The 13,595-nt window shown below is 29.7% G+C and carries 8 protein-coding genes, 7 tRNA genes, 1 rRNA gene, 1 pseudogene and 1 other annotated feature; all 17 genes and pseudogenes read left to right on the top strand.

Annotated features, from left to right (window positions below; genetic code table 11):
* Positions 1-180 precede the first annotated feature (180 nt).
* The 17 genes and pseudogenes from rrf (at position 181) to KPL50_RS21840 (ending at position 13,247) form a co-directional block, all read left to right on the top strand.
* Positions 181-297, top strand: a 5S ribosomal RNA gene (rrf, locus tag KPL50_RS21920).
* 7 nt (positions 298-304) lie between these two features.
* Positions 305-381, top strand: a tRNA-Ile gene (locus tag KPL50_RS21915).
* Positions 382-384: 3 nt separating this feature from the next.
* A tRNA-Ala gene (locus tag KPL50_RS21910) sits at positions 385-460 on the top strand.
* Positions 461-596: 136 nt separating this feature from the next.
* Positions 597-1,091, top strand: coding sequence for an HDIG domain-containing metalloprotein (locus KPL50_RS21905; RefSeq protein ID WP_216300662.1), 495 nt, complete (start codon positions 597-599; stop codon positions 1,089-1,091).
* A gap of 115 nt (positions 1,092-1,206) precedes the next feature.
* On the top strand, positions 1,207-1,722 hold the full coding sequence (locus KPL50_RS21900) for a transcription repressor NadR (RefSeq protein WP_216300661.1): 516 nt from the start codon (positions 1,207-1,209) through the stop codon (positions 1,720-1,722).
* A 65-nt stretch (positions 1,723-1,787) separates the two neighbouring features.
* Complete coding sequence (locus KPL50_RS21895; protein ID WP_216300660.1) at positions 1,788-2,951, top strand: DUF362 domain-containing protein; 1,164 nt, start codon at positions 1,788-1,790, stop codon at positions 2,949-2,951.
* A 5-nt stretch (positions 2,952-2,956) separates the two neighbouring features.
* Positions 2,957-5,665: a UPF0182 family protein gene (locus KPL50_RS21890; protein ID WP_216300664.1), complete on the top strand. Its 2,709-nt coding sequence runs from the start codon at positions 2,957-2,959 to the stop codon at positions 5,663-5,665.
* A 268-nt stretch (positions 5,666-5,933) separates the two neighbouring features.
* The gene (locus KPL50_RS21885; RefSeq protein WP_216300659.1) at positions 5,934-8,153 is read left to right on the top strand and encodes an ATP-binding protein; all 2,220 of its coding nucleotides are present in this window, start codon (positions 5,934-5,936) and stop codon (positions 8,151-8,153) included.
* Positions 8,154-8,244: 91 nt separating this feature from the next.
* Positions 8,245-9,642, top strand: coding sequence for an NAD(P)/FAD-dependent oxidoreductase (locus KPL50_RS21880; RefSeq protein ID WP_216300658.1), 1,398 nt, complete (start codon positions 8,245-8,247; stop codon positions 9,640-9,642).
* Positions 9,643-9,688: 46 nt separating this feature from the next.
* Positions 9,689-9,937 (top strand): annotated as a pseudogene (locus KPL50_RS21875) (DUF1667 domain-containing protein); the annotation flags it as partial.
* 119 nt (positions 9,938-10,056) lie between these two features.
* Positions 10,057-10,258, top strand: a binding site (T-box leader).
* A 104-nt stretch (positions 10,259-10,362) separates the two neighbouring features.
* On the top strand, positions 10,363-11,646 hold the full coding sequence (serS, locus tag KPL50_RS21870; protein WP_216300656.1) for a serine--tRNA ligase: 1,284 nt from the start codon (positions 10,363-10,365) through the stop codon (positions 11,644-11,646).
* A gap of 240 nt (positions 11,647-11,886) precedes the next feature.
* Positions 11,887-11,977 (top strand) — tRNA-Ser (locus tag KPL50_RS21865).
* A 31-nt stretch (positions 11,978-12,008) separates the two neighbouring features.
* Positions 12,009-12,099: transfer RNA gene (locus tag KPL50_RS21860), tRNA-Ser, on the top strand.
* Between the two features lie 119 nt (positions 12,100-12,218).
* Positions 12,219-12,309 (top strand) — tRNA-Ser (locus KPL50_RS21855).
* Positions 12,310-12,339: 30 nt separating this feature from the next.
* Positions 12,340-12,430, top strand: a tRNA-Ser gene (locus tag KPL50_RS21850).
* 156 nt (positions 12,431-12,586) lie between these two features.
* Positions 12,587-13,132 carry a GNAT family N-acetyltransferase gene (locus KPL50_RS21845; protein ID WP_216300655.1) on the top strand — a complete coding sequence of 182 codons (546 nt, stop codon included), beginning with the start codon at positions 12,587-12,589 and terminating at the stop codon, positions 13,130-13,132.
* Between the two features lie 38 nt (positions 13,133-13,170).
* Positions 13,171-13,247, top strand: a tRNA-Arg gene (locus KPL50_RS21840).
* Positions 13,248-13,595: the final 348 nt, after the last annotated feature.

Raw genomic sequence — 13,595 nt, 5'->3', positions numbered from 1 at the left:
TTAGAGGTGTAAGCATGGTAACATGTTCAGCTGACTAATACTAATAAGTCGAGGGCTTGACCTTAATATATATGAAGCGAAAAATTTCACTGTGCAATTTTGAGAGAATATCTCATAAAGTGTATTGACAAGTTAACTATAGCTTGATATACTCTTATAGTAAGGTTAATACCTTATAAATCTGGTGATTATGGCATGAAGGTAACACCCGTTCCCATACCGAACACGAAGGTTAAGCTTCAATGCGCTAATGGTACTGCAGGGGTGACCTTGTGGGAGAGTAGGTCGTCGCCAGGTCTTGTATGGATCTTTAGCTCAGTTGGTTAGAGCTACCGGCTCATAACCGGTCGGTCCGGGGTTCGAATCCCTGAAGGTCCACCATACGGGGATATAGCTCAGCTGGGAGAGCACCTGCCTTGCACGCAGGGGGTCAAGGGTTCGATTCCCTTTATCTCCACCAAAAAACAGTCCAATACGGACTGTTTTTTATTTTGCCATTAATTTTAAATTTAATTTTTTATGGATTTATTATATAAAAAGCATTACAATATAAAAGTAATAATTTATGATAATATAAATGTGAAAGGGGTTTGATGATGTCACTTTATAGAGTAAAACAGTTTTATAGGTCAATGGTTTCTAAAATTAATGATGAAGATATAGATTTTCTTAAAACGTATTTAGAAACTTATGAATTACAATTATTCCATCAACTACCTAATTATGAGCAAAAACACTGTATAAATGTAGCTATGGATGTAAAATCCACTTGTAATCAAAGAGCGTTACAATCAAAATATTTGATAAAAGTGGCGCTGTTACATGATATAGGTAAAATATATAGTAATATGAATCCGATAGATAAATCTATAATGGTTATAATGCATAATATAACAAATGGAAAAATTGAATTACATAAGAAGAATAAAAATGTTAATATGTACTATAATCATGGCGATATAGGATATAATTTATTAAGAAAGTATGGGTATGATGATAGGTTTTTGTTTTTAGTTAAAAATCATCATAATAGTAATATAACACAAGACACAGAATTGGAATTATTAAAAGAATGTGATAATAGAAATTAAGAAACTAGCAAATAGTTTCTTTTTTTATTATCATATTTTAGTACTTTAAAAAAGTATTTCTAATAATATATGAAAAGTGATAGAATATAATTAATATAAAAATTAGGAGGATAAAATGAATTCAAAGGAAAGAAGAGAATATATTAAAAACTTACTAATTAAAAGTAACACTACATATAAAGGGCAGTTCTTAGCAGAGGAATTGGGTGTAACAAGACAAGTTATAGTAAAAGATATTGCAATCACGAGAGCAGAGGGAGTAAATATAATTGCAACTCCAGAAGGGTATTTAATACCTAATGAAGAAAGTAATTATATAAAAAGAGTAATAGCGGTGGCACATAGCCGAGAAGATATATATAGTGAGCTTGAATGTATTGTTAAATTCGGTGGAGTAGTAGAGGATGTAACAGTAGAACACTCTTTATACGGCGAAATAAGAGCGATGCTCATGATAAAAACTTTAATAGATATTGAAAAATTTACAAATAAATTTAAAGAATTTAATGCGCAACCACTATCTGCATTAACTAATGGAGTACATTTGCATACCATAAAAGCAGATAATGAGGAAATTATAGAATGTATTATAAAAGAACTAAAGGATAAAAATTACTTAATTTCCGATTAATATACTTGTAGATAATATTATTTAAATTAAGCCTCAAATTAAATTATAACACAAGGAGGTAAATAATGGAAAATGTTGCACTTTTAAAATGTATGGAATATGATGTTGATTTAATAGAAAAAAAGTTACGACAGGGCTTTGAATTACTGGGTGGACATGAGTTTTTAACGAAATTAATAGCAAAGGATAGTAAGGTGCTTTTAAAGCCTAATATGTTAAGTATTGAAAATAAAGAATCCCCGGTAGTAACTCATTATGCTGTTTTTGAAGCAGTTATTAGAATTATAAAGGAATATTCTAATGATATCAGCTTTGGGGATTCGCCTGGTTTCGGAGATTCAAGAAAGGCAGCGGAACGCTCAGGTCTTATGGAAGTCGCTGATAGATATGGAGTTAAATTTGAAGATTTTAAGGAATCCGTGCATGTTAAATTAGACAATTCTATTTTATGTAAATCATGGAATATAGCTAAAGCTGCTTATGATGCAGACGTTGTAATATCCTTACCAAAACTGAAAACACATGCTATGGCATATTATACAGGGGCTGTAAAAAATCAGTTTGGCTGTATACCAGGAACACAAAAGGTAACTTGGCATACAAGAATGCCTGATGCAAATAATTTTTGCAAAATGCTACTAGATTTAAATACAGCTGTTGGAACTAAATTTGCTATATTAGACGGTATAATTGCTATGGAAGGTAATGGACCTAAAAGTGGAAATCCACATAAAATGAATACTTTAATTATGGGGGAATGTTTAACGGCGGTTGATTCTGTAGCAGTTAGGCTTATAGGCTATGATAACCCCTTGGATACACCTGTTTTAAAGCAGGCATATGATAGTAAATGGGGAGCAGTACTTCCAGGTGATATAAATATTTTTGGAGAAGAATTGGAAGCTATGAAAGCTAAAAATTTTGTACTTTGTAGAAAGGGCGGTAATTTCTACTTTATAAATCCAAGAGTAACTAATTTTCTAAGAGGAATGATAGCACCAAATCCCACACTTATTAAAGATAAATGTATAGGGTGTGGTAGGTGTGCTGAGGTATGTCCAGAAAATCCACGAGCAATTGAGATGATTAAAAAAGGAGACATATTAAATCCTAAATGGAATATGAATGAATGTATAAGATGTTTTTGTTGTCAGGAATTATGCCCAGTTGGTGCTATTGAAACAACATACTCAAATTTAGGTAAATTACTAAAATTAGATAAGAGGTGATTCTTATAAGAAAGAAGAAAACCATAGCTATTATATTGCTAATAATAATAGCTATCATAGCTTTTTTAGGTAATATAGTTAACTTACTTATAAATATACAATGGTTTAATGAAGTCAATTATTTATCAGTATATTTTACTCAATTAACATCAACTTTAAAATTAATGGTACCTACATTTGTAGTGTGCTATATTGCAATATGGACATATTATAAATTCTTTAAAAGTAGTATTGCAAGATATAAAAAGGTAGTTGAAGTGAATAAAAACAAAGAAAATTTGGAGCACAAAATTATTGTTTTAATAAATATTATAGTTTCTTCTATAATATCCATAAGCTTTGCATCAAATTATTGGTATAAAATACTCCAGTTTGCAAATGCTACAAGCTTTAACTCAGTGGACCCATTATTTAGAAAAGATATTTCCTTTTATATCTTCAAACTTCCATTAATTGAATCATTATATAGAACATTCATAAACTTATTAGCGTTGCTTGTAATAATTACGGTAATAACATATCTAATCCTAACTGCAAAGGATCATTTATTAAATTCTAATAAAAAAAATAAATTCTCTAAATTTAAAAATTTTAAAAGTGGAATAACTAAATTTGCAGGAAGACAACTTGCTATCGTATCTTCACTAATATTATTGCTAGTATCTTTGGGATACATGATAAAATCATGGAATTTAGTGTACTCACCAAGAGGAATGGTTTTTGGAGCCAGCTATACAGATGTACATGTAACGTTAAGGTTTTATCAAATAATAGCAGCGGCATCGTTTATAGCAGCAATAATCACCTTTATAAGCCTTATAACATATAAATCAAAACCAATGATTATATCTATTATTGTAATTATTACATTAATTTTTGGAGAAAATATAGTATCAACTTCAGTTCAAAAATTTAAAGTTCAATCAAATGAAAAAACTTTAGAAAAACCATATATTCAATATAATATAGATAATACAAGAAAAGCTTTTAATGTTGATAATATGCAAGAGGTACCATTTGAAATAAAAAATGATTTAACTAAAGAGGATATTGTTTCAAATAAAGATACTATAGATAATATAAAAATAAATTCTTTTAAACCAGCATTAGAATTTTATAATCAATTTCAGTACATGAGGTTTTACTATGGTTTTAACGATATAGATATTGATAGATACAAGATCAATGGTAAATATACTCAAGTATTTATTGCACCAAGAGAAATTAATTTAGATTCATTACAGGGCAATTCAAACACTTGGCAAAATAGACATCTAGTTTACACTCATGGATACGGCGTGGTTATGAGTAAAGTAAATTCCGTAACAAGTGAAGGGCAACCAGACTTTGTAATTAACAATATACCCTTAGAGAATAAAACTACTATAAAATTAGATAATCCTAGGATATATTTTGGTGAAAGGACAAATGATTATAGTATAGTTGATACAAAAATTGGAGAGTTAGATTACCCTAAGGGTGGAGAAAATCAAATGAATAATTACGAAGGAAGTGCGGGCATAAAGATGAGCATTGCAAACAAAATTTTGTTTGCAATAAGTAAAAAGAGTACTAAGTTTGTATTATCCAATGATATAACTGCCAGTAGTAAAATACTAATCAATAGGAATATAGTTGAAAGAGTAAATAAAATTGCTCCATTTTTAACATTTGATAGCGATCCATATATTGTAATAAACGATGGGAAACTATACTGGATTATAGATGCTTATACAACTTCAGATAAGTATCCGTTTTCACAACCACAAAATGGTGTAAATTATATTAGAAACTCAATTAAAGTTGTTATTGATGCGGTAGATGGAACCCCTAAATTTTATATAGTCGATAAAAATGATCCTATAGCAAATAGCTATTCAAAGATATTTCCAGAACTATTTGTGGATGCAGAGTCAATTCCAAGTGGTATAAAAGAACATTTTAGATATCCAGAAGGGTTATTTAATTTACAATGTAATACACTAAATAGATACCATGTAACTGATCCTGGTGTATTTTATAGCGGAGATGACGTATGGTCTGTAGCAACAAATCAAGGGAAGGTTGATGCTAAAAGCCAGATAAATGAGGCCTCTTACGTTATAATGAAATTACCAAACCAAAGCAAGGAAGAAATGATTTTACTTGAATACTTCAACACTAAAGGCCGAGATAACATGGTATCATTACTGGGAGCAAGGATGGATGGAGGTAATTATGGGAAAATAGTTTTATATAAATTCCCAACAAAACAGGTATATAGTCCTGTACAATTTAAACAAAAGATGAATCAGGACACAATAATATCGAAAGAATTATCGCTTTGGAATACACAAGGTTCAGAGGTTCAATTTGGAGAAACCACAATTATACCAATTAAAAATTCACTGCTATATGTAGAACCTATGTATTTGAGGGCTAAAGGGGAAAAAAGTATACCAGAGATGAAAAAGATTGTAGTGTCTTATGGTGAAAAAATAATTTTAGCGGATAATATAGAGTCAGCACTTTTGCAGATATTTAATTATACCGATAAAAATAATATATCAAAGCCAGAAGATAATTCAAATGTAGATACAGAAGCATATGAAAATATAAAAATAGCTAAAGGTTTATATAACAAGTCATTAGAAGCTCAAAAGAATGGTAATTGGGCCGAATATGGAATGTATATAAAGCAACTAGGAGATATACTAGATAAAATTATCAAGTAAAATATACCTAAATTTATTTGACATAATGGAACTATATTAAATAAATTATTCGTTTTTTACGTGATTTATTTAACACTATATCAGCATATAATGTTAACTTAGGGCATATACACTTGTATGTCCTTATTTTTATGGTATAATTTCATTTATTTTATGTATAAATGTATAGAACATAAAAATATCGTATAAAACAAAGGAAATTGAAATAAAATGTCGAATAACATTATATAAAGAGAGTATAGGAATATGAAGGTATGAGGGGTATATTATGAAATATATAAATAACAATTTGTATAGGGATGGTAAAAATTCATTATGTATAGGTACAGATGTTTTAAATATCAATAATTTACCTAAGATAATTAAAAAAAATATTTCCAATGCTCTTCTAAATGGAGAAAAAATTATATTTTTTACAGATGACATTTTTTATAAAGATATTGAAAAAAACTTTATAAGCCAGGAGCAGTGCATAAGGCATAATATAAATACAGGAAAATTTGAAATAAAAACATGTAATATTACTGTATTTGATTATGACAATAAAGAGTTTTTAGACATTATTGATATGATTTCTGATGTTAAACAGAAATTGATAATAATATGGTATTTTAAAAATGTAAGCAAAAGAGCTTACAAATTAGAAGCCATAATTAAGTGCGTTGAAAAAATAATAGAATGTTCAAATGATAATGTTTCTAATATGGTTTACATTGATAATAGTGTGCATAACTTTAATAATTTATATGGATTTGCTAATTTATTTGAAAGATTAATTATTATAGATAGAAATAGAGAAATGGAATTTAAAAATAAAGATGAAATAGAAAAAGCAATATGGATGCTTCAGTCTAATTCACAATTAAAATATCAGAATAAAAATTTAGTTTTATTTAATGATGTTTTTTCTAATATACCTAAAAGTACAGATGAGAATGAATTTAAGAAAATTATAATGACTAAAATTAAGGATGTATGTGATGTTGATTTTTGTATTTTACACAGTTCCTTTAAAGAACAAGAAAACATAACAGCTATAGATAGTTATTATGGCATCACGAAAAAGCATAAGTACTACTTAATTAACGACGCGGAAATAATTCAGTACCTTAATAAATTCAATCAAATTGCATTAAATGATAATATAGATATATTGTTGAATGTAAGTGAAATAATTGACCCAAAATTAGTAGCTAAATTCAAATTAATAGGGATAGTCAGCTATCTGGCTATTCCAGTAGGGTACTATGATATAGCTAAGGGAGTAATATGGATAGGTAGATATGAAAAAAATAGAGAATTATCTAAATATAATATAGATCACTTAAGATCAATATGTAAAACGGCTTTTTATTTGATTCAGGATCAAAAAAGGTTTTCTGATATGCAGAATAGACTAGTACAAAACGAAAGACTAAAAGCTATGGGTGAAATGGCTGCAGGAATAACCCATGATATTAATAATATACTTACACCAATTTTAGGTTCTGTTCAACTTTTAAAGGATACAATTCAGGAAAAGGAAAATTTCAAGTTACTTAGTGTTATAGAAATTTGTGCCTATGATGGAATGAATATAACTAACAAGGTTAAAAGATTAACCAAAAAATATAATGATGATGGTATTCAGATATTTAGTATAGATGGTGCAATTTCAGACGCAATAGATTTAACTAAAAGTAAGTGGTTAACTGAAAGTGTTTTTAAAGGGATAAAAATTAACATAATTAAATCATTGAAATCTAATGAAACAGTACAAGGAAATATAACAGAAATAAGAGAAGTATTTATAAACATAATAGCAAATGCAATAGATGCTATGCCTAGTGGTGGTAAAATAGAGGTTATTACAAAAAACAAGGCAAGTGTGGTTATTATAGAAATAAGAGATAATGGAGTTGGAATGAGTAGTGAAATTCAAAATAGGATATTAGAACCATTTTTCACAACCAAAGGTAATAATGGTTCAGGGCTTGGATTGAGTATTTCACATAATATAATACTTTCACATAAAGGTAGCATGAAAATTGAAAGTGAAGAAAATGTAGGAACCTCTTTTATTGTTAAATTGCCTATATGTGAAAATATAATTAAGGGTTATGAGGAAGTTTCAAGGAATGTAATTAATTTTAAGGGGAATATTCTTATTATTGATGATCAAGAGCAAATAAGAAATGTTGTTTCTAGTATGATAAAATCAATTGCAAAATGTAAAATAAAAACCTGTGGATGTGAAGGGTTAGATTCAGAATTTAAAAGGAGAAAATATGATATAATTGTTTGTGATTTTACTATGCCGAGTATTAATGGATTACAAGTTGCACAAAAAATTAAAGAAATAAATAAGGATACATATTTTTGCCTGATGACAGGTTGGGTTGGATCTTTTGACGGTCAAGAAATGAACAATGTTGATTTTGTTTTAAATAAGCCTATAAATAAAGATAGTTTAAAGCAAATGTTTTTTGATTATAATACAAACTTTTAATTTTTTTCACACATATGGTGCCTCTTATTAAAAAAAGGGATATAATAATAGAGTAAAGTAATAAAGTTTTGTTTTACGTTGGAGGATTACGATGGATTATGATGTACTTATTCTGGGTGGAGGTATAATAGGTTGTGCGGTGGCTTATGAAATCTCAAAATATAATCTTAATATAGCTGTAATTGAAAAAGATTATGATATAGCTGATGATGTAGCGTTAATAAACACTGCTATGATATATGATGGTGTTGAAAGTGAAGATACCTTAACTGCAAGGCTTGAACGTATGGGAAATAAAATGATGGATACTATAACAGCTAAATTTAATGTTCCATTTAAAAGGTGTGGTTCCCTAATAATTGCTCAAACCGATGAAGAGGCTGCAATGATTGAAAAGACATATAAAAGAGCAATAGATCGCGGCACAAAAGATGTATTAATTTTAGAATCTAAATACATATATGAAATGGAGCCAAATTTAAACGTTCATATAAAAAAAGGACTATATTCTAAAAATACAGGTGTGATTTGCCCATTTGACTTAGCCTTAGCTTATGGTGAAGTAGCCTTTGATAATGGTGTGAAATTTAAATTAGAAGAAGAAGTAATAGACATTCAAGAGATATCAAAAGGTTTCAGAGTTATTACTAATAAAAACAAATTTACCTGCAAAATGGTAATAAATACAACTCCTTCAGAGAATTACAGTATAGTAGATGAAAAAAAACTTGATGTAAATAATAATGAAGGAATATTAAAATATATACTTCTAGATAACAATGAAAAACAGCGATTCTCTCATGCATTGTTTATGTTTAACGCTAAGGGTGAGCGGATTTACACACTTCCAACCATGGAGGGAGATACCGTTGCAGCTATTAGTACAAAAGAGAATGTTAGTTATGATGAAGTAGTAGATAGGGTATCTAAAATAACAAGCGGTGTAGATAATATGGATGTTAAAATGTTTTTGGATTGGCCTTTTTTTGATGAACCTATGGTAATCGATGATAGTGGTATTGATAATGGACTTATTCAAATTAAAGGAAAACACTACGGGCAAATAACAATGACACCTGCTATAGCAAATATCGTATGTGAGAGTGTAGTTAGCAATATGCAATGTAAGCTGAAAAAAGATTTTAATGACAAGCGAAGAGAGTCTTATAAATTTAGAGAAATGTCTGATGAAGAAAGAAAAAGTATTATTAAAGTAGATAAAAAATATGGTAAAGTAATATGTGCATGTGAAAAAGTAACTGAAGGGGAAATAGTGGATGCTATACGGAGACCTCTAGGTGCGAGAACAGTAGAAGGAGTTAAAAGAAGAACTGGTGCTGCCTTTGGAAATTGTCAAGGGGCTCATTGCTTAAATAAAATTGTTTCTATTTTAGCAAGAGAAACAAACAAAAAAATGACGGAAATAGTTAAGGACTCAAAAAATTCTAATATTGTACTATATAGAATAAAAGAATTTGATAGTATGTAGGAGATGAGTTTGTTTGATAGAAGAAAATACTTATGATTTAAATAAAAATGATGAAATATTAACAACTTTGGTTAGAATAAAAGGTTCTAATTTATGCAATGTAGTTTCAGTAAAAAGTAGTAAGCCTATTAATAAGAAATTATGGATTGAATGTTCAAAAGCATTAAGTAGAATACACGTAGGACCACCTTTAAGAATAGGGGATGTAGTATGTAAGAATATACTTAATACAGGAATTGATATTATATGCACAAAAAATATTGAAGTAAATAGTATTGAAGAAAACAATCAATAAAGAAACTTTACTATAAAGTGACGTTCTAACTGGTCATGTTAAATATATATTGACTTTATAAAAAGTGTGATGTAAAATTATCCTTAAAATAATAGCGTAAGATTATAATTTAATAATGTATAAAACCTATGATGAGAATAGTAACAAAATATAGCGTTTAAGAGAGTCAGTGTTTGGTGTAAACTGATACCTTATATTTTGTGAATCCACCTTCGAGGGACTGTGAAAAGCAGTACGGTACAACCGTTATATTTGTTAAAGAGGATTAAATATTTATATTTAATCAAGTAGGGTGGCAACGCGGAGTCTTTCGTCCCTTTTTCATGGGGATGAAGACTCTTTTTTTATACTCAAAATTAGCTTAAGTATCACAATTAAGACTTGTGAATCAAAATAGTAAATAATAATAATAAGGAGGAATATTTATGTTAGATTTAAAAAGAATAAGAAATAATCCTGAAGAGATAAAAGCATTAATGGCAGATAGAGGGGAAAATTTTGATATATCAATAATTGATGAAGTTGTATCTCTTGATAAAAGAAGAAGAGATGTGTTGATGGAGGTTGAAGAACTAAAAAACAGAAGAAATACTGAATCTGCACTAATACCAAAACTTAAAAAAGATGGGCAAAATGTAGATGAAATTATGATTGAAATGAAAAAACTTTCAGATGAAATTAAAAATTTCGATATTGAGCTATCTGGGATAGATGAAAAAATTAAAAATATTATGTTAAGAATTCCAAACATTCCAAATGAAAATGTACCACAAGGTGATACAGAGGAAGATAATGTTGAAGTAAGAAGATGGGGACAGCCCAAAAACTTCGATTTTGAAACTAAAGCTCATTGGGATTTAGGAATAGACAATGATATTTTAGATTTTGAAAGAGGGGGAAAGATTACAGGTTCGAGATTTACAGTATATAAAGGGCAGGGAGCAAGACTTGAAAGAGCACTAATAAGTTACTTTTTAGATTGCCATGTAGATAAAAATGGATATACTGAAATATTACCTCCATACATGGTTAATAGGCAAAGTATGATAGGAACGGGTCAATTACCCAAATTCGAAGAAGATGCCTTTAAAGTGGCTGATACAGACTATTTTTTAATACCTACAGCTGAAGTACCCGTTACAAACATTTATAGAGATGAGATATTAAGTGGGCAAGAGTTACCTATAATGCACGTAGCCTATAGTGCGTGTTTTAGATCAGAAGCGGGATCTGCAGGAAGAGATACTAGAGGACTTATAAGGCAACATCAGTTTAATAAAGTGGAACTTCTTAAATTTACAAAGCCTGAGGATTCCTATGTAGAGCTTGAAAAGCTACTTTTAGATGCAGAGTCAGTATTACAAGGACTACAGCTACCATATAGAATAGTTAAGATATGTAAGGGTGATTTAGGATTTACAGCATCTTTTAAATATGATATTGAAGTTTGGATGCCAAGTTATAATAAGTATGTTGAAATATCAAGTTGTAGTAATTTTGAGGACTACCAAGCAAGGCGTGCAAATATAAGGTACAAAGAAGATAAAAAAGATAAGCCTAAGTATATCCACACACTAAATGGATCAGGAGTAGCAGTAGGAAGGGCCTTAGCTTCAGTGCTTGAAAATTATCAAAACGCGGATGGATCAGTAACTATTCCAGAGGCATTAGTGAAATATATGGGCGGAAAAACTATAATTTCAAAATAAATGGTTTATTTAATATACACATCAAAGAAAGTATAATTAAGTAGCTTCAATATTTATAACTTAGACATCTTTCTAAAAATAACTAGTTTATTTTTGGAGAGGTGTCTAAGTTTTTTATTTATTATAAAATGAAAAACTGAACATTTTATAATATTGTAATCTACAATATTGTAAAACAAACCACAATTATGTTGACAGAGAATATTTATGCTGATATAATAAAACTTGTCGCAAAGACTTGGAGGAATGGTCGAGTTGGTTTAAGGCACCAGTCTTGAAAACTGGCGTACGTGTGAGCGTACCGTGGGTTCGAACCCCACTTCCTCCTCCATTTTTTTTATAATCACATAAAATTAAGCCGTGGAGAAATACTCAAGTGGCTAAAGAGGCGCCCCTGCTAAGGGTGTAGACTGGGTAACCGGTGCGAGGGTTCAAATCCCTCTTTCTCCGCCAGAAACATCTAACGTTTGTTAGATGTTTTTTATTTTTTAAATGATAAAAGCAATATAATTCAACAAATACATTGACAGGCTATATATATGCTGATATAATAAAACTTGTCGTTAGGACATGGAGGAATGGTCGAGTTGGTTTAAGGCACCAGTCTTGAAAACTGGCGTACGTGTGAGCGTACCGTGGGTTCGAACCCCACTTCCTCCTCCATTTTTTTATAACTACATAAAATTAAGCCGTGGAGAAATACTCAAGTGGCTAAAGAGGCGCCCCTGCTAAGGGTGTAGACTGGGTAACCGGTGCGAGGGTTCAAATCCCTCTTTCTCCGCCAGAAACATCTAACATTTGTTAGGTGTTTTTTTTATTTTTACTCTTAAATTTTAGCATAATAAATTACAAAACAAGCTCACAATTTATTGAATTAAAGCTAAATAAAAGGTATAATTATGGTATTAAATAATATTAAAATTATAAATGAGGGGAAGATATGCTAAAAGGTAATAAAGTATTATTGAGAAGTGTTGAACGGCGAGATTTAAATATATTTTATGATATTTGGTGTGATGAAGATGTTAGAAAACTTGACGGAAATTTTATATTACCTCCATCTAAAGAAGATATATTAAACAATTTTAATAAATTTGTTAATATTGATAAAAAATATATCAGCATTGTAAATGAAAAAGGTGTAGTTGTAGGCTATATAACTTATAAAGAAATTAGTGGATGTAAGAATGTATACGTATTAGCAATAGCTATAGGTCAAAACTTCTGGAATAGAGGATATGGACAAGACTCTATAAAGACATTACTTAAATATTTATTCATGGATATGGCTGCACATAGAGTAGAACTAGAAGTACTAGATTTTAATTTAAGAGCAATTCAGTGTTATAAAAAATGTGGTTTTTTAGAAGAAGGAAAGAAGAGAAAGACTTGTTTTTCCTATGGAAATTATAGAGATGTAATCATTATGGGAATTCTTAGAGATGAATTTATAAATGGTAGTTTGCAAATAAATCTTTACTCCTAACATATTATATGTTAGTATTGTAATGATGTTTATCCTATGCGTTGGTAGCTCAGTTGGATAGAGTAGCTGGCTACGAACCAGTTGGTCGCAGGTTCGACTCCTGTCCGACGCACCATAGAAGCCCAGTAACTGTAATGGTTACTGGGCTATGTTTTTTTGAAAGACATACAAAAAAGAAATATACAGAAACCATATAGCAACATGAATGAAAATGAGTAAAAAAAATTGCGTTCTTACCCGGGTAAATCTTAGGTATACGTTATAGAAATGAGTTTTGAAATAACAGCCTTTACAGTGATGTAAAGCTGAAATCTAAGAAGTCAGCAGAGGTCATAGTAGCAGGAGGTTCTTTAAAACAATACTCATGATATAAATATTTATGAAGCGTTTACTTGAAATGGTTTAAAAAAACAGTTCTTCGTTAATATAGGGTTAAGAGAGTTGGATATATAAGATTATTAGC

The sequence above is a fragment of the Clostridium sp. CF012 genome (assembly GCF_018861755.1).
GTDB lineage: Bacteria > Bacillota > Clostridia > Clostridiales > Clostridiaceae > Clostridium_AD.
The sequence above is the reverse complement of the archived record's forward strand: the minus strand, read 5'-3'. Positions and strand labels throughout refer to the sequence as shown.

What these genes read in the sequence shown, in the direction of transcription:
- KPL50_RS21905 (WP_216300662.1), top strand. Translation starts at nt 597, where the DNA reads ATGTCACTTTATAGAGTAAAACAGTTTTATAGGTCAATGGTTTCTAAA.
- KPL50_RS21900 (WP_216300661.1), top strand. Translation starts at nt 1,207, where the DNA reads ATGAATTCAAAGGAAAGAAGAGAATATATTAAAAACTTACTAATTAAA.
- KPL50_RS21895 (WP_216300660.1), top strand. Translation starts at nt 1,788, where the DNA reads ATGGAAAATGTTGCACTTTTAAAATGTATGGAATATGATGTTGATTTA.
- KPL50_RS21885 (WP_216300659.1), top strand. Translation starts at nt 5,934, where the DNA reads ATGAAATATATAAATAACAATTTGTATAGGGATGGTAAAAATTCATTA.
- KPL50_RS21880 (WP_216300658.1), top strand. Translation starts at nt 8,245, where the DNA reads ATGGATTATGATGTACTTATTCTGGGTGGAGGTATAATAGGTTGTGCG.
- serS (WP_216300656.1), top strand. Translation starts at nt 10,363, where the DNA reads ATGTTAGATTTAAAAAGAATAAGAAATAATCCTGAAGAGATAAAAGCA.
- KPL50_RS21845 (WP_216300655.1), top strand. Translation starts at nt 12,587, where the DNA reads ATGCTAAAAGGTAATAAAGTATTATTGAGAAGTGTTGAACGGCGAGAT.